The sequence below is a fragment of the Halopseudomonas laoshanensis genome, from assembly GCF_008365385.1.
Lineage (GTDB): Bacteria > Pseudomonadota > Gammaproteobacteria > Pseudomonadales > Pseudomonadaceae > Halopseudomonas > Halopseudomonas laoshanensis.
In genome coordinates this window covers 372,224-398,331 of sequence record NZ_QOVF01000001.1, presented here as the reverse complement: position 1 = coordinate 398,331, position 26,108 = coordinate 372,224, and the positions used below count along the sequence as shown (strand labels likewise).

At 56.8% G+C, this 26,108-nt stretch carries 18 protein-coding genes; 11 read left to right on the top strand and 7 right to left on the bottom strand.

Annotated features, from left to right (window positions below; translation table 11 throughout):
• Positions 1-5 precede the first annotated feature (5 nt).
• The 5 genes from DT594_RS01855 to DT594_RS01835 form a co-directional block, all read right to left on the bottom strand.
• The gene (locus tag DT594_RS01855; protein WP_149331117.1) at positions 6-2,516 is read right to left on the bottom strand and encodes an efflux RND transporter permease subunit; all 2,511 of its coding nucleotides are present in this window, start codon (positions 2,514-2,516) and stop codon (positions 6-8) included.
• Between the two features lie 36 nt (positions 2,517-2,552).
• Positions 2,553-2,792: a hypothetical protein gene (locus tag DT594_RS01850; RefSeq protein ID WP_149331116.1), complete on the bottom strand. Its 240-nt coding sequence runs from the start codon at positions 2,790-2,792 to the stop codon at positions 2,553-2,555.
• Positions 2,793-2,836: 44 nt separating this feature from the next.
• The gene (locus DT594_RS01845; RefSeq protein ID WP_246164527.1) at positions 2,837-3,898 is read right to left on the bottom strand and encodes a WD40/YVTN/BNR-like repeat-containing protein; all 1,062 of its coding nucleotides are present in this window, start codon (positions 3,896-3,898) and stop codon (positions 2,837-2,839) included.
• Positions 3,899-4,117: 219 nt separating this feature from the next.
• Positions 4,118-5,485 (bottom strand): DUF1329 domain-containing protein, encoded by a 1,368-nt coding sequence (locus tag DT594_RS01840; RefSeq protein WP_149331114.1) that lies wholly within the window; start codon positions 5,483-5,485, stop codon positions 4,118-4,120.
• 23 nt (positions 5,486-5,508) lie between these two features.
• Positions 5,509-7,179: a DUF1302 domain-containing protein gene (locus DT594_RS01835; protein ID WP_149331113.1), complete on the bottom strand. Its 1,671-nt coding sequence runs from the start codon at positions 7,177-7,179 to the stop codon at positions 5,509-5,511.
• 444 nt (positions 7,180-7,623) lie between these two features.
• On the opposite strand from DT594_RS01835, the gene DT594_RS01830 reads away from it, so the two are divergent.
• Positions 7,624-8,475: an SDR family oxidoreductase gene (locus DT594_RS01830; protein WP_149331112.1), complete on the top strand. Its 852-nt coding sequence runs from the start codon at positions 7,624-7,626 to the stop codon at positions 8,473-8,475.
• Between the two features lie 38 nt (positions 8,476-8,513).
• On the opposite strand, the gene DT594_RS01825 is transcribed toward DT594_RS01830, so the two are convergent.
• Positions 8,514-9,401, bottom strand: coding sequence for a LysR family transcriptional regulator (locus DT594_RS01825; RefSeq protein WP_174959104.1), 888 nt, complete (start codon positions 9,399-9,401; stop codon positions 8,514-8,516).
• Positions 9,402-9,553: 152 nt separating this feature from the next.
• Between DT594_RS01825 and DT594_RS01820 the strand changes: the two genes are divergently transcribed.
• The 9 genes from DT594_RS01820 to DT594_RS01780 all read left to right on the top strand — a co-directional run bounded on the left by DT594_RS01820 (position 9,554) and on the right by DT594_RS01780 (position 22,457).
• Entirely contained in the window at positions 9,554-13,117 is a 3,564-nt protein-coding gene (locus DT594_RS01820) for an indolepyruvate ferredoxin oxidoreductase family protein (RefSeq protein WP_149331111.1), read from the top strand.
• 25 nt (positions 13,118-13,142) lie between these two features.
• Positions 13,143-14,324 carry an isovaleryl-CoA dehydrogenase gene (locus DT594_RS01815; RefSeq protein WP_096346494.1) on the top strand — a complete coding sequence of 394 codons (1,182 nt, stop codon included), beginning with the start codon at positions 13,143-13,145 and terminating at the stop codon, positions 14,322-14,324.
• 61 nt (positions 14,325-14,385) lie between these two features.
• A complete protein-coding gene (locus tag DT594_RS01810; protein WP_149331110.1) occupies positions 14,386-15,993 on the top strand; it encodes a carboxyl transferase domain-containing protein in 1,608 nt (535 codons plus the stop codon).
• A gap of 58 nt (positions 15,994-16,051) precedes the next feature.
• Complete coding sequence (locus DT594_RS01805; RefSeq protein WP_149331109.1) at positions 16,052-16,846, top strand: gamma-carboxygeranoyl-CoA hydratase; 795 nt, start codon at positions 16,052-16,054, stop codon at positions 16,844-16,846.
• A gap of 54 nt (positions 16,847-16,900) precedes the next feature.
• On the top strand, positions 16,901-18,856 hold the full coding sequence (locus DT594_RS01800; protein ID WP_149331108.1) for an acetyl/propionyl/methylcrotonyl-CoA carboxylase subunit alpha: 1,956 nt from the start codon (positions 16,901-16,903) through the stop codon (positions 18,854-18,856).
• The gene (locus tag DT594_RS01795; protein WP_149331107.1) at positions 18,853-19,761 is read left to right on the top strand and encodes a hydroxymethylglutaryl-CoA lyase; all 909 of its coding nucleotides are present in this window, start codon (positions 18,853-18,855) and stop codon (positions 19,759-19,761) included. Before DT594_RS01800 ends, DT594_RS01795 begins: the two co-directional genes overlap by 4 nt.
• A 36-nt stretch (positions 19,762-19,797) precedes the next feature.
• Positions 19,798-20,496, top strand: a complete 699-nt coding sequence (locus tag DT594_RS01790) for a CoA transferase subunit A (RefSeq protein WP_149331106.1) — start codon at positions 19,798-19,800, stop codon at positions 20,494-20,496.
• A gap of 2 nt (positions 20,497-20,498) precedes the next feature.
• Positions 20,499-21,149, top strand: a complete 651-nt coding sequence (locus DT594_RS01785) for a CoA transferase subunit B (RefSeq protein ID WP_096346500.1) — start codon at positions 20,499-20,501, stop codon at positions 21,147-21,149.
• Positions 21,150-21,275: 126 nt separating this feature from the next.
• Positions 21,276-22,457, top strand: coding sequence for an acetyl-CoA C-acetyltransferase (locus DT594_RS01780; protein WP_149331105.1), 1,182 nt, complete (start codon positions 21,276-21,278; stop codon positions 22,455-22,457).
• Between the two features lie 53 nt (positions 22,458-22,510).
• Here the strand turns inward: DT594_RS01780 and DT594_RS01775 are convergent, their stop codons facing one another.
• On the bottom strand, positions 22,511-24,847 hold the full coding sequence (locus DT594_RS01775) for an FdhF/YdeP family oxidoreductase (RefSeq protein WP_149331104.1): 2,337 nt from the start codon (positions 24,845-24,847) through the stop codon (positions 22,511-22,513).
• A gap of 186 nt (positions 24,848-25,033) precedes the next feature.
• On the opposite strand from DT594_RS01775, the gene DT594_RS01770 reads away from it, so the two are divergent.
• Positions 25,034-25,960: a quinone oxidoreductase family protein gene (locus DT594_RS01770; protein ID WP_149331103.1), complete on the top strand. Its 927-nt coding sequence runs from the start codon at positions 25,034-25,036 to the stop codon at positions 25,958-25,960.
• Positions 25,961-26,108 lie beyond the last annotated feature (148 nt).

Genomic DNA, 26,108 nt, shown 5'->3' with positions numbered 1-26,108 from the left:
GCGCTTCAATGGGTGTCGACCATTGCCTGTCTTTTAGTTTGAACAGGCTGTGGTGCAACAGGTGCCGGAGCCTCAGCGGGTGAAGAGACCGCTCCGCTATTGTTTCCTGCGCCAACGTCTCTGAGCAGAAAATGCGACAGGGCAGGAATCAAGATCAGCGCACCCAACATGTTCCAGAGAAACATGAAGGTCAGCAGAATCCCCATGTCGGCCTGAAACTTGATCGGCGACCAGGCCCAGGTAATGACGCCTGCCGCCATGGTCAAACCAATCAGTGCCACTACCCGACCAGTGAAATCAAGCGAGCGCCTATAGGCCACTGCCAAGGACTCTCCGCGGGCCTGAACGGCCAATTGCACGCTAAGCAGATAGAGTGCGTAATCAACCCCGACTCCGACACCTACTGCCATGACCGGCAACGTGGCGACCTTTAGACCAATGCCCAGCCAGACCATCAGCGCTTTGGCAATAATGGTGGTCATGATCAACGGGATAAGCGCAACCAGCGTGGCACGAATACTGCGGAAGGTGATCAGGCACAACAGCGCGGTCGCGCCGTAGACCGCGAAGTACATGATGATGATGCCCTTGCGCACTTCAATATTGGTCGCCGCTTCAATGCCGGCGTTACCTGCGGCCAAAAGGAACTGCACCGGTTGTTCATCGTCGGGCCCAGTACCGTGCTCTTCATTGAAATCCTCCACCACGTTCAGTACCCGGGTGAGGGTTTCTGCCTTGTGGTCGGTGAGATAGGCAATCAGCGGCGTAACCGAACAGTTCTGATTGGTAATGCCAGGCGAGGAGATCATCGCGGCGTCAACCGACGCATTGGTAATGGCCTGATCACGGCTGATAGTCAACCACTTGCCGCTCCCTTCAGCCATTCCCGACGTAACGAACCGCACTGAATCTGCCAGGGAGCTGGTGATCTGCACGCCTTCGGTCTGACGCAGACGCCACGCCAGCTTGTCCATGGTTTGCAACGGGCCATAAAAGCGGCAACCATCGACTTCGGTTTTCATAATGACCGCAAACTGATCACTAGAAAGACCGTAGTGGGAAGATATGAATGCGTTATCACGGTTGTATCGCGAATCGGCACGCAACTCGGGCGCGCCAGGGTCAAGATCGCCGATTTTGAGATCCATCATTACCACTGCGCTGACGCCGGTGAGCAGAACCGAAACGGCGATGGCAACAGTAGCCCATTTACGCTGGGTAAACAGATCCAGACCCTGCCAGATCTTGCCCTGCCAGCTTTTGTTCTGCTGCTCGGCTGCATCTTTCTCAATTGCCAATCTCGCCGCTTTCTTGCTTACGCCGATATAGGACAACGCCACAGGAATCAGAATCAACTTGGTGAAGATCAGTACGGTCACGCCGATACTGGTGGTCAACGCAAGGTCACGAATAACGGGTATATCAATGATCGCCAGGACCGCAAAGCCGACCACATTGGTCAGCAGCGCCGTCAAGCCGGTCAAGAACAGCCGTCTGAAGGTGTAGCGTGCGGCAACATATTTATGCGTGCCGCGTCCGATGTCCTGGAGAATGCCATTCATCTTCTGCGTGCCGTGAGACAAGCCTATGGCAAAAATCAGAAAAGGCACGAGGATGGAATAGGGGTCCAGGTCATAGCCCAGAATCTGCATCAGACCCAGCAGCCAGACCACGCCGGTAATGGCGATGCCCACCAGCAGCAACGTGCTGCGAATGCAATGCGTGTACAGATACACAAACAGCGCAGCAATCGCCACGGAGATGGCGAAGAACAGCATCACCACCTGCAGCCCGTCGATCAGATCGCCGACCAGCTTGCTGAAACCAACAATATGGATATCGATCTGGTCGCTTTCCAGGGATCTGATCTTTTCTTCAAGCTGGTCGGAAAACTCGCTGTAATCAAGCGGCTCTCCGGTTTGCGGATGGGTCTCCAGCAAGGGCGCAACAATCATGCTCGATGCAGTGTCATTGGCCACCAGGCTGCCTGTCAGGCCAGCGCGAGTAACGTTGCGACGCAACGCTGTGATGCTGGCCTCACTGCCGTCATAGTCGGACGGCATTACTGCCCCACCGCTTATTCCGGCTTCGGTGACTTCACGCCAGCGCACAATAGGCATCCACAATGAACGCATCCAGGATCTATCTATGCCTGGAATCAGATAGAGCGTGTCATTGACTTCCTGCAACGCTTGCAGGTAGTCAGGATCGTAGATATTGCCCTGTTTATTGGCAACCACGACCCGGATGTTATTGCCGAGCCCAGGCAACTCGCTCTTATTATCTAGATAGTTCTGGATGTAGGGATTGTTGACCGGAATCATCCGCTCAAAACTGGCGTTGACGTCCAGTTTGGTAGCAAAAAATCCGAGTGCGACAGTGACCAGAAGACAGCTTATCAGCACCAATATTCGGTGGCTGAATATAATCCGCTCAAACAGTCCACCAGAACGCTTATCGAAATCATTGACGTCACGTACGACTGGCATCCCGGTATTGCTTTTTAGGTCGACCATCACTTTCTCCACATATCAGGCTGCAGGGCGGCGGTATTAGCGCCAGTGCAACCCGGACATAACATCGTTTAGACCAGCGGACATTCCACTATGGCTGACGTCCAGCGCCACAGCACCGTTCTCAAACTGCATCGCAATATTTGCCGGAGCTACCAGCACCGGCACCAATATGCTCAACATCAGCAGGTATCGGGAGAGTGCATGCCTACTGGCATGGCCCATGTTGCGCTTGCAGTTCGCTACTTTATCTCTGGTTTTTCTATATTCAGCGACCATTACTCAGACCTCCAACGAGGTGAACAAAAGTGCGATATATAAGGTTATTGGAACTGACTGATATCTATCTTTCTGGGCCCGGAGAACTGCGCCACTATAAGTGCTCCGGGCTTTTCTGGTTTGGCTGACGAATAAACCTGCCCGGAATAGGGCACTGCAATCAGATCGGTTTCCAGTGTCTCGGTGTTGAGCCTAATCAGTTCGCCCCGCTCACTCACCAACAGGATATGCCCAGCACCGTCGCTGACCGCGTCAACGAGTGTGGCTTGCTGCTGCGTGTTCACTTGCTGCCAGTTATCGCCGCTATCGCGGCTGACATAAAGATTGCCTCTCAAGCCATAGGCAATCAACACGCCGTCACTGACACGCACACCAAAAAAAGTGCCGGTATAGGGTGTTTCGATCTGGACGAAACGTTGCGCTTCGCGGTCCAGGCGCATCAGCAAACCCTGCTCGCCGCTGAGATAAACCTCATCGCCCTGCATATCGATGCTGTACAGGTGCATACGCCGGTCGTTATCGGTATGTTCCGTCCACGGCTCCCAGCTAGCGCCGTTGTCGGTGGTGCGCAGCAGCATACCAAAAGCGCCCAGCACATATCCTTCGCCTTGTTCGTCTACAAATACATCGAGAAAAGGCGTTGCCATAATGTCAGGATCAGAGGACGTGCTGGTGGCTAAATCGACCTCCCTAAGCATGCTTTCCGCTTCAAACTCATCAAGATCAGAAGCGTTCGCGTAATGCTTTTTCAGCAGCGTAACGAGACTGCGCCCATCCAGTTGAACTACCCATGAAAGCCCGCCATCGGTGGTGCTCAGCAGAACGGAATCATGCCCGACGGCCCAGCCATTAAGCTCGTTCTGGAAATACACCTGCACCAGATCGACCGCCACGGGACTCGGAGATTGGGTCCAGGTTTCGCCATCGTCATTTGAAATCATGATCAAACCGCGCAAGCCGACGCTGACAAGACTTTCGCCAGCGCGAGTCACCGCCAACGCTGGCTCAGAGGCGGCTCCGAGCTGAGTCAGCGCCGACTGCTGCAACGGATCATGAAAACTCGAGGACGCCTGCTCCGCTTGTGCGGACGCCAATACAGGGGACACCTGAAGCGCCAACCCGACGCAGCAAGCTCCTGCGAGAAGGGCCAGCACGGTTGAAGAATATTTAGAGCCAGAGCAACTGAACAGGTGGGATGCTTTCATTATTTTTATCCTCAGTAATCCCGGGAGCACCTTATTTACCAAGGCACACCTGGTCAACCGGTAAGATCGGCAACGCTTTATCCGTCCTGGATAAATAACGCTGCCTTGATCGAATTGCAGTTAGCGAACGCTCTCTCGGCTAACGACAGCTTCAGGGTTCAGCTCGCGTTCCGAGCGTGGCTCTTCAAGGACCTGATAGCCACCATTGAGCGCGTCATTGATCAAACCATACATGCCCTTGTTGAAGTCATAGATCGAGTGTTTGACGATGTAAGGGATGTCGTGATCATAAAGTTGTACGCCCCCCAACATCATGGAGCGGTATAGCCGACCACCCTGGTCCCAGGCGTCGTATAGCCCTGCACCATAGGTGTCCTCGTCCAAGTAATAAGTCCGCTTGCTGTAGACGTGACGGTTGCCTTCCTTCAGTGTTGCCTCGACTTCCCACACACGGTGTAGCTCCCAACGTTCGCATTCGGGGTTGACGTGGGATTCCATCAACTGAGTGTCAGCATCGCAGTCAAAGTACAGCTTGTAGTTGTTGTAAGGAATGTACATCTCCTTTCTACCGACCAGGTCGTATTCGAAGCGATCCTGCATACCCGAAAACATGAACAGTTCATCAAATAGCTCCAGCCCACCCATACTCGCAACTGGGGTATCGTAAGCAAACTCAGGCGCAAGTTTGACCCGACGCTGACCTGGGGTGTAGCTCCAGGCGCGACGTGGTTGCTGGGTTGGATCAAGAAAGTCCATATAACCGGTCAGCTCACCCGCACGACGCGCTGGTGCTTTGGTGACGGAGTAAACGCGGGTGTACATCTGCGGATCACGACCCTCTACATCTGATTGGTAGTAAGGCCGCTCTACAAAGGTTGACTGTTCGGAGGCTTTTGTAACGGTACCACTGGAGGCCACGATCCAACTGTTGGAGGAGCGTGTGGTAGTGCCATACTTGCCATCGTTGTAACGCGTTTGTTGATTCCAGATCAGCTCATGACCGGTCTGGGGAATCGGGAAAGGTATTCCGCCGCGACATTCCGGCTCAAGCGCAAGCCCGTCTTTCAACGTCTCACAGCTTGTGGCATTGCGCACGGTGGCTTCGAGAATATCCTCCGGATGAGCTGCGGTGCGGTGGGTCGGATAGATGTCCATGTAATAGGTATCTGGATTGCGTTTAAGCAATTCAATTTGCCCTGCACTCAACTGATCCGCGTACTGCTCAACGTTGCTGGCATCAATGCGGAACAGCGGCTCCTCATCCTTGAAGGGATCAGTCCAGTAACCGCTGCCCGGTTTGAAACCCGGAGGAGCCTCACGAAGCCCCCCTTCAAAAGGGGGGATAGTACCGGCTTCATTGCCTGCTTGAATCGCCCCGATACGCGTAAGAGACTCGCCGAGTTTGGCAGCTTCCTGCGCAGGCACTGCGGCCAATGAATACGCCGAAATCCCTGTCAAGGCGATGCTTAAGGCAAAATGAAGTTTCATAACGTGCTCCGATATTATGTTTATTAAAAGGACGTCTTGTAGGTCAGCGAAACCCAACCACGGTCGGTACCACCTACTGCGCCGTTGCCGTTAACCATCTCGGCGCCGTTGGCATTGAGGGTGTTCTTCTCTTGAGCAGCAGTATCCGCATAGCGCAAGGTAAAGTCGTGACGCTGACGATAAGTCATTAATGCACCCACAGACCAGGCCAGCGCGCCTTCGGAACCACCACCAGCAGTGGCGGCGTTACCATGCAATCCATAGTTGACGGTCAAAGGAATGGACAGGTCCCAGGAAGGCAAGATGGCCAAGTATTGCGGGGTATAGTTCACAGCGACGGCTGCGTAGTTGCGCGTCGAGCAGCCATCTTCTTTGCTGCCGGAGCCTGGAATGCCTGGCGTGCGAAGGTCGGTGCAGCCAGCGTTACCCTCCCCCTTGTAAAACTGATCGTTCTTGGTGACCTTATCCAGATGACTGAACGCCAGCTCGGCTACCAGCACCGAGTTGTTCGCCAGCCAGTTGCGCGGTACCCCATAAACAGCGTTTACCACAGCATGGTAAGTATCACCGCGGGGGCCTTCATTGTTTACCGAACTGATGCCGGTGGCGTTTAGGGCTCCATCCTGGCGATACGACAGTTCCGCGCCGATAGACGCCGAACCGATGTTGCCCGCGTAGCTAACACCGGTCAGCTTCACGTTACGTGGGTACACCAACCGGTATTGACCGGCAGCCAGGTCAATCTGAGGGGACAGCCACGCCTGGTAGTCGTCAAATTGACGATGATAGATACCCACAGTTGCACCAAGGCTTTGAATATCGTAACGCGCCATTACACCCCAGTTGGCGTCATCACGCCCAAACTTGGAATCCGCCCTCTGAAGGTTAAATCCTGGGGCCGCAGGCAGACGGTCTGGGCCTTCAAAGAAAGGATCTGCCGCGCCAAAGTAAGTACCACCAAACGGAAAGCGGGTGTGATCCCATTCGTAGAAATACTGACCGGAGATAGACAGGTTATTGGTTACCTGCGCCTTAGCTGAAATCTGACCGATCGGTAAAAATACCTCCTTGGTTTCAATGCCTGGGCTGGTTACAGCTTTAACCGCATCCAGAGGAGCCTGGGAATAAGATATGGCGTGAGCTCCAAACAACAGGCCCTCACCCCAATACTGCGTGTGTTGCCCGACTTTAACGTTTACTGGCGTGTTGCCCAGATCAAAGTTGGCCCAGACAAACGCGTCAAGAATTTCGCCAGAGGGGCCGTAGACGTAACGCTCGACCTCAGAGCTGTAGCGGTCGTTGTTATAGCTTGTCGAATAACCCGGCACATTGCTTTCAACGGAGCGATCATTGTAGGCATCGTCATACCACCCAGCAGCACTGACACGAGCGCCGTAATGCCATTTATACGCCAGGTCAACTTCGGTCAAGAGGTCGATACGATTGGTGACGATATCGCCCTTATCAAACTTGCCGTTTGACTCGTCAAAGTTGGGATTATTCATAATTGCGCTGTCCTGATCATCCGTGCGGATGCCGAGGTTGTAGCGAACCGTATTATCCCAGCGCAGGCGTATATCCGGGTTGCCTATATCAATCTGCTTGGCTGAAACGCTACCTGTAGCCGCAATAACTGCGAGAGCCAGCGCACTGCGAGCCAAGCCGATATGACCAAATTTGATTTTAGTGTTCATCTGTGTTCCTTGTTTTTATTTTCAGTGGCTAATGAAACATCGCGTATCGCTGCAAGGCCACAAGCGCCTTTCAACCACAGCCCCGGTGGGCTTAGCCTGTCGCGCTCAGTTCAGCGTGTAGCCATCCTAGCTGAACAAATAACATAATTCCATATCAAGATTTACATTCTGCATTCAGATTAATCAAACAACCCACAAACCGAGTGTGCGTAGCCGTTATTGAATCTGCCGCAAAGGGCGAGAAACCGGGCGGCCACCCTTTTTAAATCATCAATCCACCCAATAAATTAAACATAAATTTATCTTTTGTTCAATTTGTGTTTCTATTTTTCTCTAGTGTCCAACGTGTCACGCACCTATTCCTGGCCCACGACGCGCCTATTTAGGCCCCTCTGGGCATAACTGGCGGGCCAAAAGTGCGCCTTTTATCATCAAGGAGAATGTATGAATATTGATTTAAAGGGTAAGCGCGTAATTATTACAGGTGCCTCCCGAGGTATTGGCCGGGCAATAGCCAAAGCCTTTGCCGAGGACGGCGCAAAAGTAGCTATCTGTGCGCGTGACCTTCAGGTAATTTCAGATACCGGCAAGGCGTTAGGAAGCAGTGGGGCAGCAGTCATCGCTCGATCTGTCGATGTGACTGATACCGCGGCAGTGCAAGCATTCGTTGCAGAGGTGGCCGAAACCTGGGGCGGTGTGGATGTACTGGTGAATAACGCGGGCCAGGGCAAGGGCGGGAATCTGGACACCCTCACTCCTGAAGACATCCTTGCGCACGCCAACATACTGCAAATGGGTCACTTTCGCTTTGTACAGGCCGTAGTGCCTTTTATGCGAAAGCAGCGCTGGGGCAGGATTATTGAAATCAACGCGCTTGCAGGGGTAGTCCCAACCCCAGAGGGTATCCCGTCCGTGATCAACCGCGCCTCCTGTGTGGCCCTGTCAAAATCGCTCGGCATGTCGCTACCTAAGGACAACATTCTGGTCAACTCGTTGAACATGGGCTGGATCGATACCGGCCAGTGGGATCGGCACTTCAAGGAAATGGGGCCAGGCGTAACCCGCGAAGAATTTGATGAAATGGTCATGAAGGTAGTACCACTTGGGCGCTACGGCCGCCCCGAGGACGTGGCTGGCATGGCACTGTTCCTTGCCAGTGACTACGCGAACTTCATCAGCGGTGCGTCTATCGATATTGCCGGCGGCATGGGCGGGCAGATAGCGTATTTCCCCACGTTAAAGCGCGACTTCGCCGAGTCAATCAGGCAGCGCAGAGAAAATGCGGCTAAGGGTTGAGGAATACGGCCAGCGCCTGACTGGCCAGCAACAGCTCCTCAAGAGCCGCAAGCATGAATGAGAAACTGCTGAAAGGCACTGGCAGCCTCGTTCAGGCTGACGCCTTCGCGCCAGATCAAGCCTAGCTCCATCGGCGGCACAGCATCGGTCAGCGGGCGGATTTCAATCCTTTTGCCTTCCAGCGACCAGGCGCGATAGAGCATGTCTGACAAGATTGTCACGCCAAAACCGTGGGCCACCAGCCCGCGTAGCGATTCCATCGAAGAGGTACGAAAAGCCACCTGCGGCTCCAGGTTCTGGCTATGCCAATAGCGCAGCGCCGATGGCTCACCTTCATCCACCGTGGGCATGATGTAAGCGTATCCGGCTATGTCCTTCAAGGTGATAGATGCCGACTGCATCAAGGGATGGCTGGACGACAGCCACAGTTGTCTGCGCGACCTGATCAGCACGCTGTGCTCCAAGCCTCCGAGGTCGCTGGCATTGGAGGTCACAATCAAGCCGACGTCCAAATCACCCGATTTGACTGCCGCTTCAATACTCCCACGGTCCATATCGATCAGATCGATTTCTACATCGGGATAACTGCGCTTGAACCGCGCCAGCAAATTAGGCAGGAAATAGCCCAGCACCGTATACGACGCCCCTACCCTTACCACCCCGTTTATTGCATGGCTGAGAAAGAACGGCTCACTAAGCGCATCCTGCAATGTGTCGAGGATGTGGCTTGCATGCTGGAGAAACTTGTTGCCCTCCGCCGTCAGGCTGACCCCGTAAGGCATCCGCTCGAACAGCTTCACACCTAAGCGCTCTTCTAGCTGCATCACTGCAGTGGTGATTGCGGACTGCGAGACATGCACTTTGCTCGCTGCTTGAGAAAATTGACCGGTCTCCGCAGCGGCAACGAAATAGCGCAGCTGGCGCATGGAGATATCATGATTTGACATTTGTTTTTCAGATACCTGTATCTAGTTTTTATAAATTTACGATACCAGCACCCCTTCATATACTCCAGCAATCTCGCCCTACCGTGAACAGCAGTAGCCATAAAACAGAATAAAACAGGTAATGAGCAGCCATGGGAACGTCCCTCTCGCTTGATGACAAGTATACCCAGAAAAGCGGCTATCAACTGATGACCGGCGTTCAGGCGCTGGTGCGCCTGCCGATCATGCAGCGCCAGCGCGACCTGGCAGCTGGGCTGAATACCGCAGGATTTATCTCCGGCTATCGGGGCTCGCCCCTCGGTGGCTTTGATCAGCACCTGTGGCGTGCTCGGGACTACCTAAAAGAGAGCCACACCCAGTTCCAGCCAGGCGTCAACGAAGAGCTTGCGGCCACCTCCATCTGGGGGACCCAGCAGGTCAACATCTTTGAAGGCGCAACCTATGACGGTGTGTTCGGTATGTGGTACGGCAAAGGCCCGGGCGTTGACCGCTCCGGAGACGTATTCCGCCATGCCAATGCCGCCGGCACATCGAAATTTGGCGGTGTCCTGGCCGTCGCCGGTGACGACCATGGCGCCCGCTCCTCTTCACTGCCTCACCAGACTGAGCATATCTTTAAAGCCGTGATGATGCCGGTGCTGGCGCCTTCTGGTGTGCAGGAATACCTGGATTACGGTATTCATGGCTGGGCGATGTCGCGTTACTCCGGTTGCTGGGTGGCGCTGAAGGCCGTCGCCGATACTGTTGAGAGCGCTGCAATTGTCGATATCGATCCGTTCCGCGTCGAATCGATCATTCCTGACTTCCAGATCCCCGAAGGCGGCCTGAACATCCGCTGGCCCGACCCACCGTTGGCTCAGGAACAACGCCTGCTCGAACATAAGCTTTATGCGGCATTGGCCTACGCCCGGGCCAACCGTATCGACCGCGTGGTAATGGACTCGCCTAATGCGCGAATCGGCATCATCACCGCAGGCAAATCCTATCTGGACGTGTGCCAGGCGCTGGAGATGCTCGGCATTGATGCAGAACAGGTGCAGCAGATGGGCCTGCGTGTTTACAAAGTGGGCATGGTCTGGCCTCTGGAAGCCGAAGGCGTGCGCCATTTTGCTGAGGGTCTAGAAGAAATCATCGTGGTGGAAGAAAAGCGCCACATGATCGAATACCAAATGAAAGAAGAGCTGTACAACTGGCGTGAAGACGTAAGGCCCCGCATCGTTGGTAAGTTCGACGACAAGGGTGAGTGGAGCATGCCCCACACCGATTGGCTGCTTCCGGCCATCAGTGAACTGACTCCGGCACACATCGCCCGCGCTCTGGCCAAGCGAATTCTGCGCTTACACCCCGACGAACGACTGCAACTGCGGTTACAACAGCTCGAGGCACAGCTCACCACCAAAAACGTACTAGGCGCATTGATGGATCGCGTGCCGCATTACTGCTCGGGTTGCCCGCACAATATTTCCACCAAAGTTCCACAAGGCAGCCGCGCGTTAGCGGGCATCGGCTGTCATTACATGGCCGCTTGGATTTATCCGCAGACCCAGACGTTCAGTCAGATGGGTGGCGAAGGCGTGGCCTGGATCGGTCAGGCGCCATTCACCACTACCAAGCACGTATTCGCCAACCTTGGTGACGGTACCTATTTCCATTCCGGCATCCTGGCAATCCGTGCCGCGGTCGCTGCCAAGGTCCAGATGACCTACAAGATCCTGTACAACGATGCTGTTGCCATGACCGGTGGACAGCCGGTGGATGGCATCCTCACGGTGCCACAGATCACTCAGCAACTGGCGGCCGAGGGCGTCAAACGCATTGCTGTAGTGACAGATGAGCCGGAAAAATACGCATCAGTGATGGACCTGGCTGAGGGCGTGCCAGTGCTGCACCGCGATGATATGGAAAAGCTGCAAAAAGAGTTGCGTGAGTTCGAGGGCGTGTCCGCCATCGTCTACGATCAGACCTGCGCCGCCGAAAAACGCCGCCGTCGCAAACGCGGGAAGTTTCCTGATCCAGCACGCAGGGTCGTCATAAACCAGGCGGTTTGCGAGGGTTGTGGCGATTGCAGTAGCAAATCCAATTGCATGTCAGTGGTGACTGTCGATACCGAGTTCGGCCAGAAGCGCAGCATCGACCAATCATCGTGTAATAAGGACTTCTCCTGCCTGTCCGGATTTTGCCCAAGTTTCGTAACTGTGGAAGGTGGCGCGCTGCGCAAGGCCAAGGCGCTAGGCAACACCGGTGCAGATGAATGGCATCTGCCCACGCCGGCCATGGCGTCGCTGGATCAGCCCTATAGCATTCTAGTGACAGGCGTCGGCGGCACCGGCGTGGTGACAATCGGCGCGCTGCTGGGGATGGCCGCTTACATAGAAGGCAAAGGCGTGTTGAATCTGGATATGGCTGGCATGGCGCAGAAAGGCGGCGCCGTGTGGTCGCATATCCGCATTGCTGCCGAGCAATCGCAACTGCATGCGCCACGCATTGCGGCAGGCGAAACCAGCCTGTTGCTGGGTTGCGACCTGGTGGTCAGCGCCAACAACGAAACGCTGGAAAAGCTGCGTCAAGGAGTAACCCACGCGGTAGTGAATTCCGACGAAAGCATCACCAGCGAGTTCGTGCGCACCTTTGCCATGCAGGCCGAGAGCGGCAACCTCGAAGCGCACCCGGATCCGAAGTTCCGCACCCAGGCCATGTCGGCGCAGATCGCTGATGCTGTTGGCGAGGGGCAATCGACTTTCCTTGATGCCAGCCGCATCGCCACCGTACTGATGGGCGACTCGATTGCCACCAACACCTTTATGCTTGGCTTTGCCTATCAGAAGGGCTGGCTGCCGGTCGCGCAAGAGTCGCTGGTACAGGCCATTGAGCTCAACGGGACGGCAATCGAGTTCAACCTCAAGGCATTCGATTGGGGCCGCCGTGCCGCCGTCGACCTGCCACGCCTACGCAGCCTGATTGACAGCAACAGCAGTAAATCCGCCGGACAGCACCTGTCGCAGAACCTGGATGAGGTCATCCAACGCCGTATCGCCACCCTCACCGAGTACCAGAACGCCAAACTGGGAGAAAAGTACCTGGCTCGCGTGCAGCAGTTCCGTGATGCTGAAACGCGGGTTGCTGGCGAACCAGGCAAGCTGACTGAGAGCGTGGCACGCAATTATTTCAAGGTGCTGGCTACCAAGGATGAATACGAGGTGGCTCGATTATTCACCAATGGCGATTTCATGAAAAAGATCGAAGCTCAGTTTGAGGGCAACTACAAACTCAACTTCCACCTGGCTCCGCCCATCATGAACAACGCCAAGCCTGGCGAAGAGCCAAAAAAACGCAGCTTTGGTCCTTGGATGATGCGCAGCTTCAAGCTGCTGGCGCGTCTGAAATTCCTGCGCAACTCGATCATCGACCCCTTCGGCTATACCGCCGAGCGCAAGGTCGAACGCGAATGGCTGGCAATCTATGAAGGCATTCTTGACGAGGTGCTTGAGAAGCTTAGCGCCGAGAAACTGCCAATCGCTATCGAGCTGACCAACCTACCTGACATTGTTCGTGGCTATGGCCCGGTTAAGGAACGCTATCTTGATCAAGCCCACGCTCAACATGCTCGCTTGTTATCCGCATGGCGCAATGAGCAAAAGGCTCAATTCCATGATGCTACCACCCAGGATGCGCGCATCCAGGCCACGCAGCTCTAAACCACAAGAACAGGAGTACAAGAAAATGAGCACGATACCCGGACTGGATTTTTTTCTTGGTGAAGACATCGACATGCTGCGCGATTCAGTCGCCGGTTTTGCTGCCAAGGAAATCGCCCCGCGCGCCGCCGAGGCCGACCGCACAGATGAATTTCCGATGGACCTATGGCGTAAATTCGGGGACATGGGCCTGCTTGGCCTTACCGTCGCCGAAGAATACGGTGGCTCAGGTATGGGCTACCTGGCGCACATGATCGCCATGGAGGAAATCTCCCGCGCGGCCGGGGGCATTGGCCTGTCTTACGGTGCGCATTCGAATCTTTGCGTTAACCAGATTCACCGCAACGGTAGCGAAGCACAAAAACAGAAATTCCTGCCCAAACTGATCTCCGGCGAGCACATCGGCGCGTTGGCCATGAGCGAGCCGAATGCTGGCTCCGACGTGGTCTCCATGAAACTGCGCGCCGACAAGAAAGGCGACCGCTACGTGCTGAACGGCACCAAGATGTGGATCACCAACGGCCCTGATTGCCACGTGTTGGTGGTCTACGCCAAGACTGATCTCGCCGCTGGAGCCAAGGGCATGACCGCCTTTATTCTGGATACCGACACCCCCGGCTTTTCCGTCGCGCAAAAGCTCGACAAGCTCGGCATGCGCGGCTCGCACACCGGCGAGCTGGTATTCAACAACGTTGAAGTCCCGGAAGAGAACATTCTCGGCGGCCTGGGCGAAGGCACCAAGGTGCTGATGAGCGGGCTGGATTACGAACGCGCCGTGCTGAGCGGTGGCCCGATGGGGCTGATGCAGGCGTCCATGGACATCGTCACGCCCTATATCCACGACCGCAAGCAGTTCGGTCAGAGTATCGGCGAGTTCCAGCTCATTCAGGGCAAGGTCGCTGACATGTACAGCACCCTTCAGGCCTGCCGCGCCTATCTCTACAGCGTGGGCAAATACCTCGACGCCATGGGCAGCGGGCATGTCCGGCAGGTGCGCAAGGACTGTGCGGGCGTGATCCTCTACACCGCCGAGAAAGCCACGTGGATGGCCGGTGAAGCAATCCAGATCCTTGGCGGCAACGGTTACATCAATGATTACCCTACCGGCCGCATATGGCGCGACGCAAAACTGTATGAGATTGGCGCAGGTACCAGTGAGATACGGCGCATGCTGATCGGGCGCGAACTCTTCAACGAGACCCGGTGAAGCCTCCTCATAACCGGTGAGGCCTCCTCATAAGAAGCGCCCTTATAAAAAGAGATGATCCATGAGTATTCTCAACAGTCAAATCAATCGCAATGCGCCAGATTATGCGGCTAATTGCTCGGCCATGCAGACACTGGTGACTGACCTGCACGCGTTGCTGGCGCGCGTTGCCGAAGGCGGCGGTGCCAAGGCACAGGAGCGCCACCTCTCGCGCGGCAAACTGTTACCCCGCCAACGCATCGATGCCCTGCTCGACCCAGGCTCGCCGTTTCTGGAAATCGGCCAACTGACCGCACATGAGGTCTACGGTGAAGACGTTCCCGCCGCCGGCCTGATCGCTGGCATCGGGCGCGTGGAAGGTGTCGAATGCATGATCGTGGCCAACGACGCAACGGTCAAAGGCGGCTCATATTACCCGCTGACGGTAAAAAAACACCTGCGCGCGCAGACCGTCGCCCAGCAGAACCGCCTGCCGTGCATCTATCTGGTGGATTCCGGCGGCGCCAACCTGCCACGCCAAGATGAGGTATTCCCCGACCGCGAACACTTCGGCCGCATCTTCTTCAATCAGGCCAACATGAGCGCCCAGGGCATTCCGCAGATTGCCGTGGTCATGGGCTCCTGTACCGCAGGCGGCGCCTATGTGCCAGCGATGGCAGACGAAGCGATCATGGTACGCAACCAGGCAACCATTTTTCTTGCCGGCCCACCGCTGGTCAAAGCCGCTACCGGTGAAGTGGTCAGCGCCGAGGATCTGGGCGGCGCCGATGTGCACTGCAAGACCTCAGGCGTGGCCGATCACTATGCCGAGAACGACGAACACGCCCTGGCCCTGGCCCGCCGCTGCATCGCCAATCTGAACTGGCGCAAACAGGGTGAGCTGAACTGCCGCGCACCAATCAATCCGCGTTACGCCAGCGACGAGCTGTACGGCATCATCCCGGCCGATGCCAAGCAGCCCTTTGATGTGCGCGAAGTGATTGCTCGCCTGGTCGACGACAGCCAGTTCGATGAATTCAAGGCGCTGTATGGCACCACGCTGGTGTGCGGCTTTGCCCACCTGCATGGGCATCCGGTCGCGATCCTGGCGAACAATGGCATCCTATTCGCCGAGTCCGCGCAAAAAGGCGCGCACTTTATCGAACTCGCCTGCCAGCGCGGCATTCCGCTGCTGTTCCTGCAAAACATCACCGGCTTTATGGTCGGGCAGAAATACGAGGCCGGCGGTATCGCCAAGCATGGGGCCAAACTGGTGACGGCCGTGGCCTGCGCCCAGGTGCCCAAGTTCACCGTAATTATCGGCGGCAGCTTCGGCGCCGGCAACTACGGCATGTGTGGCCGCGCCTACGATCCGCGTTTCCTGTGGATGTGGCCCAATGCAAGGATCTCTGTGATGGGCGGCGAGCAGGCCGCAGGCGTGCTGGTGCAGGTCAAGCATGAACAGGCTGAGCGCGCCGGCGATACCTTCAGCGCCGAGCAGGAACAGATGCTGCGCAAACCGATTCTCGAGCAGTACGAGCGGCAGGGTCACCCCTACTACTCCAGCGCTCGGTTATGGGACGACGGGGTAATTGATCCGGCGCAGACCCGCGACGTGCTCGGGCTGGCGATATCCGCCGCGCTGAACGCGCCTATCGTACCGACCCGCTTTGGGGTGTTCAGGATGTGATTGCTTCGGCTGCCGCTTCACCCGGCGGCTGATTGCCACAACACGGATTGAGAAAGCCATGATCAGCTTCAAGACAATCGAACTCGAATACAGCGACAACGGCGTAGCAACACTTTGGCTAAACCGGCCCGAACGCAACAATGCCTTCAATGCCGAGATGATCAGCGAGCTGCTGGCGGCCATGGACGAGCTTCAGGCTACCGAAGGGCTGCGGTTTCTACTGCTGCGCGGGCGCGGCAAGCATTTCTCTGCCGGAGCCGATCTGGCCTGGATGCAGGAGTGCGCCAAGCTCGATTACCAGGCCAACCTGAGTGACGCCAGGGAACTGGGACAACTAATGGCTAGTCTGGCGCAACTCAGCCTGCCAACTCTGGCCGTGGTACATGGAGCAGCCTTTGGTGGTGCGCTGGGTTTGATCAGTTGCTGCGATATAGCCATTGGGACCAACGACAGCCTGTATAGCCTGTCCGAGGTGCGTATCGGCTTGCTTCCCGCCGTGATCAGTCCCTACGTGGTGCAGGCTATCGGGCAACGTGCGGCGCGCCGCTACGCCCTGACCGCCGAGCGTTTCAGCGGGGAGCGAGCACGGGAACTGGGCTTGCTTGCCGAATGTTATCCGGCCGAGAAGCTGGACGTAGCGCTACAGGAGTGGGTCGATAACCTGCTGCTGAACAGCCCCCAGGCCATGAGCGCAACCAAGGCACTGATGCAGACCGTCAAGCATGGTGAGCCGAGCGGCGATGTCCGCAGTTATACCGAAGCGGCTATTGCCGGCATCCGGGTCAGCGCTGAGGGCCAGGAAGGACTCAGCGCCTTTCTGGAAAAGCGCAAACCGGAATGGCAACAAGGCTAAAGATAATGCACACAGAACAACACACAACTTCGCCATGATGTGGGACGAACAAAAATGATCAATACCCTGCTTATCGCCAACCGCGGCGAAATTGCCTGCCGGGTCATGCGCACCGCTAGAGAGATGGGCATTACCACTGTCGCCGTACACAGTGACGTTGACCGTCAGGCGCAGCATGTCCTACAAGCCGATATAGCCATCGGCCTGGGTGGCGCGAAACCAGCGGACAGTTATCTGCTGGTCGACAAGATTCTCGCCGCCGCCCACGCCAGCGGCGCCCAGGCGATTCATCCCGGCTACGGTTTTCTATCCGAGAATGCCGGCTTTGCCCGTGCCTGCGAAGAACAGGGCCTGATCTTCGTCGGGCCACCCGCCTCGGCCATCGATGCCATGGGCAGCAAATCAGCGGCCAAGGCGCTGATGGAAAAGGCCGGCGTGCCGCTGGTGCCTGGCTACCATGGCGACGAGCAGGACCTGCAAACCTTCGTAACGGCCGCTGAGCGCATCGGTTACCCGGTGTTGCTCAAGGCCACCGCCGGCGGTGGCGGCAAAGGCATGAAGGTGGTCGAGCGCGAAGCGGATATGGCTGAAGCACTGGCATCAGCGCAGCGGGAAGCTCAGTCCTCCTTTGGCGATGCGCGCATGCTGGTGGAAAAGTACGTATTGCAACCCCGCCACGTGGAAATTCAGGTGTTTGCCGACCAGCACGGCAAGGGTGTTTATCTAAACGAACGCGACTGTTCAATCCAGCGCCGTCACCAGAAGGTCGTTGAAGAAGCCCCTGCTCCGGGCCTTTCGCCTGAACTGCGCAAGGCTATGGGCGATGCCGCAGTGAAGGCCGCCCAGGCTATCGGCTACGTCGGTGCCGGCACGGTGGAGTTTCTGCTGGACGCGCGCGGCGAATTCTTCTTTATGGAAATGAACACCCGCTTGCAGGTCGAACATCCAGTCACCGAAGCCATCACCGGGCAGGATCTGGTCGCCTGGCAATTGCGGGTCGCCCAGGGCGAGAAGCTCCCGCTGACGCAGGAGCAGGTGCCGCTGATGGGGCACGCCATTGAGGTGCGCCTGTACGCCGAAGATACGGATAACGACTTTCTCCCGGCCAGCGGCACCCTACAGCTTTATCGCGAGCCAACCGCCGACAAAGGCCGCCGCGTGGACAGCGGCGTTACCGAAGGCGACGTCGTCTCGCCTTTCTACGATCCGATGATCGCCAAACTGATTGCCTGGGGCGAGACGCGGGAAGAAGCGCGCTTGTCCCTGCTGGCCATGCTGCGCGAGACCGTGGTGGCTGGCGTGCAGACCAACCTGAGGTTCTTGACCCGTATTCTGGCCCACCCCGCCTTCGCCAAGGCCGAACTGGATACTGGTTTTATTCCGCGTCATGCAGAGCAATTGTTGCCCGCGCCTGAAACGCTCGATGAGCAGTTCTGGCGCGTCGCGGCGAAGGCCTGGTTGCTGGCAATGCCTGGCGCCTCGTCGGTAGCCTCCGGCCCTGGCGAATCCAGCCCATGGACTGACCTGACCAGCTGGCGCGCCGGACTGCCGGCGCGAACCCGCCTGCATTTGCGCTGTGGCGAGCTGGACCAGCCCTTTGCCGCCGTAGACGTAACCGGCTGCTCGTATTGCCCGACTACCCAGACGCTGCTGATCACCGAGGCGCAGCAGACCAGCCGCCACCGCCTGCTGATCAGCAGCGGCGCGCTGTATCTGCATTGGCACGACAGCTGGCAGCGGATCGATCGATTTGACCCGATTGCCGAAGTCGACCATTCCCACCAGCACGCTGGTGGTTTACAAGCACCGATGAATGGCAGCGTCGTGCGCGTCATGGTCGAGCCAGGCCAACAGGTCGAGGCTGGCGCCGTGTTGTTGGTGCTCGAAGCGATGAAGATGGAACACAGCATTCGCGCCGCCGAAGCCGGCACGGTGAAGGCAATCTTCTGCGCCGAAGGCGAGCTGATCGCCGAGGGCACCCTGCTGGTGGAAATGGAGGAACCGCAATGAGTCTGCCCGCCTCGGTCAAACTGGTCGAAGTAGGCGCGCGAGACGGCCTGCAGAACGAGGCTCAGCCAGTCAGCAGCGCCGACAAGATCCGTCTGATCGACGACCTGAGCATCGCCGGGGTGGGCTACGTCGAGGTGGGCAGTTTCGTCTCGCCCAAGTGGGTCCCGCAGATGGCCGGCTCACAGGACGTATTTGCCGGGATTCAGCGCCGCGCCGGCACGACCTACGCGGCGCTCACACCGAACCTGAAAGGTTTTGAGTTGGCTTTGCAAGCCGGTGCTGACGAGGTGGCGGTGTTTGCCGCGGCCTCCGAAGGCTTTTCACAGCGCAATATCAACTGCTCGATCCGCGAAAGCATACAGCGTTTCGAACCCGTCATGAGCGCCGCAGCCGAAGCCGGCGTGCGGGTGCGCGGCTATGTATCCTGCGTGCTGGGTTGCCCCTATGACGGCGAGATCGCCGCCAGCCAGGTGGCCGGCGTGGCCCGCGAACTCCATGCCATGGGCTGCTACGAAATTTCCCTGGGCGACACCATTGGTACCGGCACGCCCGGCGCCACGCGCAATCTGTTTGAAACCGTTGCGCAGCACATTCCACGTGATCAGTTGGCCGGCCATTTTCACGATACCTACGGGCAAGCGCTGGCCAATATCTACGCCGGGCTGCTGGAAGGCATCCAGGTATTCGACAGTTCGGTTGCCGGCCTCGGCGGGTGCCCCTACGCCAAGGGCGCCACAGGTAACGTCGCCACTGAAGACGTTCTCTACCTGCTCAATGGCCTGGGCATCCACACTGGGATAGACCTGGACGCGCTGATTCACGCCGGCAACCGCATCAGCACCCTGTTGAACCGGCCCTCCGGTTCGCGCGTTGCCCGGGCCAGAAGCAGCCAGCTTGACCAATAACCACACACCTTAACGGGAAGAGGAGCATCTATAACAATGAACAAAATCTATCCTGACGCTCGGGAGGCCCTCGCCGGGCTTGTCGACGACGGCATGACCCTGGCGGTCGGCGGATTCGGGTTGTGCGGTATCCCTGAAGCCTTGATCGAAGCCCTGCGCGATACGCAGAAAAAGGATCTTACGGTTATCAGCAACAACGCTGGCGTTGACGGTTTTGGGCTAGGGCTGCTGCTCGAATCCCGCCAGATCCGCAAGATGGTGTCGTCCTATGTGGGCGAAAACAAAGAGTTCGAGCGCCAGTATCTGTCGGGCGAGTTGGAGCTGGAATTCACGCCTCAGGGCACCCTGGCGGAAAAGCTGCGCGCCGGTGGCGCCGGGATTCCGGCTTTCTATACCCGGACCGGCTACGGCACGCTGATCGCCGAAGGCAAGGAAACCCGCCAGTTTAACGGCGAGTGGTATGTAATGGAGACCGCGCTAACGGCAGATGTGGCCCTGGTCAAGGCATGGAAGGCTGATAAATCCGGCAATCTGGTGTTCAACAAGACCGCGCGCAACTTCAATCCCCTGGCGGCGACGGCCGGCAAGATCTGCATTGTCGAGGTGGAGGAAATCGTCGAAACCGGTGCGCTCGATCCCGATCAGGTTCACCTGCCGGGAATCTATGTGCAGCGGATTGTGCTCAATGCCAATCCGGAAAAACGTATCGAAAAACGTACCACACGGAGCGCTTGATCATGGCCTGGACACGCGAACAAATGGCGCAACGAGCTGCTCAGGAATTGTCTGACGGCTTCTACGTAAACCTTGGCATCGGCCTGCCTACGCTGGTGGCCAACTACATCCCCGAAGGCATGGATGTGTGGTTGCAGAGCGAGAATGGTCTGCTCGGTATCGGCCCCTTCCCCGAGGACGATAAGGTCGATCCAGACCTGATCAACGCCGGCAAGCAGACTGTTACCAGCCTGCCCGGCAGCAGCTTCTTCGACAATGCCGACTCCTTCGCCATGATCCGTGGCGGACATATCAACCTGGCGATCCTGGGTGCGATGCAGGTATCGGAGAAAGGCGATCTGGCCAACTGGATGATCCCCGGCAAGATGGTCAAGGGCATGGGCGGCGCGATGGATCTGGTCGCTGGCGTCAAGCGCGTCGTGGTGCTGATGGAGCACAATGCCAAAGACGGCAGCCCGAAGATTCTCAAGCAGTGCGACCTGCCGCTGACGGGGCTGGGTGTGGTTACCCGGATCATTACCGATCTCGCCGTGCTCGACATTACTGACGCCGGCCTGGAGCTGCTCGAACTGGCGCCCGGTATCACCGTCCAGGCATTGCAGGATGCAACCGGCTGTCCGGTGCTGACCGAGCAATACCACAGCAAATACTAGCCTGCCCTGCGGGGTAGGCTCACTGGTTTCCGGAGTAGCTAACCAAGCTGCTCTGGAAATGCTGCCCGTTGAAGTTTTTACGTGGCTTACCATTATGGTAGCCACGTTTTTTTTGGAGAAAAGATCATGCAAGACGTCGTCATTGTCGCAGCAACGCGTACCGCCATCGGCAGCTTTCAAGGCTCGCTGGCGAATGTGCCAGCGGTTGAACTGGGCGCCACCGTCATCCGTTCATTAATGAGCAGTACTGGTCTGGACGCCAGCCAGGTTGATGAAGTCATCCTTGGCCAAGTGCTGTCTGCTGGCTGTGGTCAGAACCCGGCCCGCCAGTCGGCGATCAATGCCGGTCTGCCGTTCAGCACCCCCGCGCTGACGCTGAACAAACTGTGTGGCTCCGGTCTCAAGGCCGTCCACATGGCCATCCAGGCGATCCGCTGTGGCGACGCCGAGATCATCATTGCCGGCGGCATGGAAAGTATGAGCCTGGCACCCTACGTACTGCCTAAAGTGCGCACCGGCCTGCGCATGGGTCATGCCCAGATTGAGGACAGCCTGCTGAAGGATGGCTTGATCGATGCCTTCAACGACTATCACATGGGCATCACCGCTGAAAACCTGGCAAGCCAATACAAGGTCAGCCGCGAAGATCAGGACGCCTATGCCCTGCTTTCCCAGCAGCGCGCCAATGCGGCGATCAATGCCGGACGCTTTCAGAATGAAATCACCCCAGTGATGATTCCCCAGCGCAAAGGCGATCCCGTTGCCTTCAATACCGACGAGCAACCCCGTGCCGAGACATCTGAAGGCAGCCTGGCAGGCCTGCGTCCGGCGTTCAAAAAGGACGGCAGCGTCACCGCTGGCAACGCCTCGACCTTGAATGACGGCGCAGCGGCCGTAATGCTTATGACGGCGGACAAGGCCAAGGCGTTGAGTCTTCCGGTACTGGCGCGTATCAAGGGATATGCCAGCGCTGCGGTCGATCCGGCGATCATGGGTATCGGACCGGTGCCCGCCAGCAAGAAATGCCTGGCCAAAGCCGGCTGGTCTATCGCTGAGTTGGATCTGATCGAAGCTAATGAAGCCTTCGCCGCTCAATGCCTGTCGGTGGGTAAAGAGCTGGAGTGGGACTTATCGAAGGTCAACGTCAACGGCGGCGCTATCGCCTTGGGGCACCCCATCGGTGCATCCGGCTGCCGAGTATTGGTAACCTTGCTCCATGAAATGGCCCGGCGCGATGCCAAGAAGGGGCTGGCGACGCTGTGTATCGGTGGCGGCCAGGGAGTTGCGTTGGCAGTGGAACGTGACTAGTAACGCTTTGTGGAAGGTGGTGCTGGTTGCCACCTTCCACAACTATCTAATCTCTAACTGAAGACCCATTGCGGTCGTTGCTCGTTTGTACTGCGTTCCAGCCTGATCGGTATGAACTTCGACACTGGCGTAAAGCTTCCAACCCCGTAGCTATCCAGTGGCACCAGCGGATTGATTTCTGGATAGTAAGCGGCAGCCTGCCCTTGCGGAATATCGTAGGGAAGCAGCGTGAAACGCTTCACTCTGCGATCTACACCGTCATCCCACAGGGAAACAAGATCTACTTTCTGGCCCGCCTCAAAACCCAGCCTATCGATATCCTTCTGGTTCACGAACAATACTTCGCGCTGCCCGGAAACGCCCCGGTAGCGATCATTTAGACTATAGATAGTCGTGTTGTACTGATCATGAGAACGCAGGCTCTGCACGACCAAGTCATGCACCCGCCCGCTGGCAAGCACCTTTTCGTGAATCAGGCTGACAGGCAACACATTGGCAGAAAACTGCGCTTTTCCAGTACTTGTCTGCCAATTGCGCTCACTGGCTGAGTTGGGCAAATGAAAGCCACCACGATCTGCAAGGCGCTGCTCGAAACTCTCAAACCCCGGTAGAGTCTGCGAGATCGCCTCTCTAATCAACCGATAATCGTCACGCATGGCGTGCCAATCAACGGGCTTTTTCCCAAGCGTGGCTTCAGCAATACCGGCTATGATCCAGGGCTCCGAGCGCATTTGATCAGACGAAGGCTCAAGCTGGCCAAAAGAAGCGTGAACCATACTGAAGGAATCTTCAACCGTGACGCATTGAGCACCCGTTGCCTGTAGATCAATATCGGTCCTGCCAAGGCACGGCAGGATCAACGCTTCCTTACCCACCATTAAATGACTTCGATTGAGCTTGGTGCTGATCTGTACCGTCAGATCGCAGCTGCTAAGCGCCTGATGCGTCACCTTGCTGTCTGGGGTGGCTTGGGCGAAATTACCCCCCAGAGCTACAAATACACGAGCGGAGCCGGTCAACATGGCCCCGATGGCTTCGACTGTGTTGTGACCTGAGTCCCGGGGTGGTTCGAAAGCGAAAGTTTCCGCCAGGCGGTCAAGGAACTGCTGGGTCGGCCTTTCGTTAATACCCATGGTCCGGTCACCCTGAACATTGCTATGACCACGGACCGGACACAGCCCGGCTCCCAAGCGTCCAACGTTACCGCCCAACAGCTGCAAATTGACAATCTCTTGAATGGTAGCCACGCCATGATGGTGCTGCGTGATACCCATAGCCCAGCAAAAAATAACATTGGACGCACCGCTGTAGAGTCTCGCCGCTTGCTCGATTTGAGCATATGTCAGCCCTGACTGTTCAACGATATGCGTCCAGGGGGTTGCATCCAGAACGGCCAGATAGGCGATAAGGCCGTCCGTCTGGGTATTGATGAATTCATTGTCCATCCCACCGGCTATGCCCCTGCGTTGCGCATCACGCTCCCACGCCAGCAAATGTTTTGCCATGCCCCGCAGCACGGCCATATCGCCCCCCAGTGCAGGTCGGAAGAACTCGGTATGCATTGGCTTAGAACGATTTGTGAGCATTTCAGACATCTTCTGCGGGTGTTGAAACCGCTCCAGCCCGCGCTCTTTGAGTGGATTGAAACACACCACTTCTGCCCCCCGTTGGACGGCATCCCGCAGTGGCTCGAGCATTCGCGGATGATTGGTGCCTGGATTCTGTCCTAAAACGAAAATAGCGTCTGCGTGTTGAAAATCCTCAAGCGTGACTGTGCCTTTGCCGGTTCCCAGACTAGCGTTAAGTGCCGCCCCACTGGCCTCATGACACATATTCGAGCAGTCGGGGAAATTATTGGTACCGTAGGCACGAACAAATAACTGATAAAGAAAAGCTGCCTCATTGCTGGCTCGCCCCGAAGTGTAAAATTCAGCTTGATCCGGAGACTCAAGATGCTGGAGATGACCGGCAATGAGCGCAAAGGCGGCGTCCCAATCAATAGGGACATAGCGATCAGTCTCTGCGTCATAGCGCATCGGCTCAGTCAGGCGCCCCTGATACTCCAGCCAATAGTCACTCTGCTCGCGCAACTGAGCAACGCTGTGCCGGGCAAAAAATGCCGCGTCTACCTTCCGGCTGGTCGCCTCCCAGTTAACTGCCTTGGCCCCATTTTCACAGAATTTAACCGTACCGGACTCTGGGGAGTCTCCCCAAGCACAACCGGGACAATCAAAGCCACCCTGCTGATTCGTCCGAAGCAGCGCCCTGATATTCTTTATCGGTTGCTCGCTGGTAAGCCACGCATGAGTAACACTCAGTAGTGCGCCCCAGCCAGCCGCTGGACCTTTGTAAATTTTGAACTGCACTTTGCTGTTATGTAACCAACTCATCAGTTGTCCATAGTCTAGGCGCGAGGGTCAGGGCGGGATGTGATCGACCGTCATCACGCCAACCATTCTATTCTTTTGACAGAATCCCAATCTTACTACAGAATATTATTTGACTACAGCTCACAATAGAGGCCAGCGCCTGGGCAAGAGTTTGTTCGTGACCAGGCACTGCAACAGGAGATAACAATGCAAGCAGCTGTCATTACCGAGCGCGGCGCCCTGCCGGTTATGCAAGAGTTTAAGGAACCAGAAGCTCAGGACGGAGCAGTGTTGATCAACGTTGATACCGCCGGCCTCGGCGGCTGGGATGTACTAGGCGCCTATCGGCTTGGCATCGCCTATCCCTGCGTCATCCGCGGCGAAGGTGTAGGCCGCACAGCAGAGGGCAAGCGCGTGTATTTTGGCGAACGCTCGGTATTGCCATATGGCGCCTGGGCAGAACGCACGCTTGTTCCCATCGAGGAGGTGTGGGAAGTGCCAGACCATATCGATGACCGCACCGCTATTACTATGGGTATCGCCGCAACCGGCGCGCTTATTCCTTTGGAAACGGCAAAAATACAGACTGGCGAGACCGTGTTAATTCTCGGTGGTACCGGCACACTGGGGCAGATTGCCCTGCAACTGGCGCGCTATCTGGGAGCAGGCAAGGTCGTAGCGGCCGGTAGAAGCGAAGCAGCTCTGGCGCGACTGAAAGAACGTGGCATTGCCGACGCTACTGTATGCCTTAAAGGCGACGATACAGATGTAAACGCGCTCAAAGCTGAAGCAGGTGAAGGCTATGATGTGGTGCTTGATCTGGTCTGCGGCCAACCAATGCTCAATGCACTGAAGGCAACGCGATGGGGTGCGCGCATTGTTACCGTCGGCACCGGAGCGGGACGGCAACTCAACCTGGACATCGCTGACCTGCTGTTCCGAACCCTGTCATGCATCGGCACCGGCCAACGCCCCCCGGCAGATCGTCGCAAGATATGGGAACGCTTGCTTGATATATCTGCAACAGAAAATATTACTGTGGACTATGCGGAATTCGACTTCGCAGAGACGACCAAGGCGTGGGAGTCACAGGTGAACGGGCCGCACGCGAAGATCTATGCGAAAATCAGTTAATTTCCAGATTAAAATTGATGCCTTTACTGTAAAGCTAGGAGGGGATGTGCGAAAAAGCACATCCTTCTTTTGGACCTTAAGTAAGTCTCAAACGAAAGTCATGAAGGAACAGAGGACTGCTATTCGATATAGGATACTCAGTAGACCT

Coding starts and splice junctions, on each gene's coding strand:
- DT594_RS01805 (WP_149331109.1), top strand. CDS start 16,052: ATGATCAGCTTCAAGACAATCGAACTCGAATACAGCGACAACGGCGTA.
- DT594_RS01825 (WP_174959104.1), bottom strand. CDS start 9,401: ATGCGCCAGCTGCGCTATTTCGTTGCCGCTGCGGAGACCGGTCAATTT.
- DT594_RS01770 (WP_149331103.1), top strand. CDS start 25,034: ATGCAAGCAGCTGTCATTACCGAGCGCGGCGCCCTGCCGGTTATGCAA.
- DT594_RS01830 (WP_149331112.1), top strand. CDS start 7,624: ATGAATATTGATTTAAAGGGTAAGCGCGTAATTATTACAGGTGCCTCC.
- DT594_RS01810 (WP_149331110.1), top strand. CDS start 14,386: ATGAGTATTCTCAACAGTCAAATCAATCGCAATGCGCCAGATTATGCG.
- DT594_RS01790 (WP_149331106.1), top strand. CDS start 19,798: ATGAACAAAATCTATCCTGACGCTCGGGAGGCCCTCGCCGGGCTTGTC.
- DT594_RS01800 (WP_149331108.1), top strand. CDS start 16,901: ATGATCAATACCCTGCTTATCGCCAACCGCGGCGAAATTGCCTGCCGG.
- DT594_RS01835 (WP_149331113.1), bottom strand. CDS start 7,179: ATGAACACTAAAATCAAATTTGGTCATATCGGCTTGGCTCGCAGTGCG.
- DT594_RS01815 (WP_096346494.1), top strand. CDS start 13,143: ATGAGCACGATACCCGGACTGGATTTTTTTCTTGGTGAAGACATCGAC.
- DT594_RS01820 (WP_149331111.1), top strand. CDS start 9,554: ATGGGAACGTCCCTCTCGCTTGATGACAAGTATACCCAGAAAAGCGGC.
- DT594_RS01840 (WP_149331114.1), bottom strand. CDS start 5,485: ATGAAACTTCATTTTGCCTTAAGCATCGCCTTGACAGGGATTTCGGCG.
- DT594_RS01785 (WP_096346500.1), top strand. CDS start 20,499: ATGGCCTGGACACGCGAACAAATGGCGCAACGAGCTGCTCAGGAATTG.
- DT594_RS01795 (WP_149331107.1), top strand. CDS start 18,853: ATGAGTCTGCCCGCCTCGGTCAAACTGGTCGAAGTAGGCGCGCGAGAC.
- DT594_RS01780 (WP_149331105.1), top strand. CDS start 21,276: ATGCAAGACGTCGTCATTGTCGCAGCAACGCGTACCGCCATCGGCAGC.
- DT594_RS01855 (WP_149331117.1), bottom strand. CDS start 2,516: ATGGTCGACCTAAAAAGCAATACCGGGATGCCAGTCGTACGTGACGTC.
- DT594_RS01775 (WP_149331104.1), bottom strand. CDS start 24,847: ATGAGTTGGTTACATAACAGCAAAGTGCAGTTCAAAATTTACAAAGGT.
- DT594_RS01850 (WP_149331116.1), bottom strand. CDS start 2,792: ATGGTCGCTGAATATAGAAAAACCAGAGATAAAGTAGCGAACTGCAAG.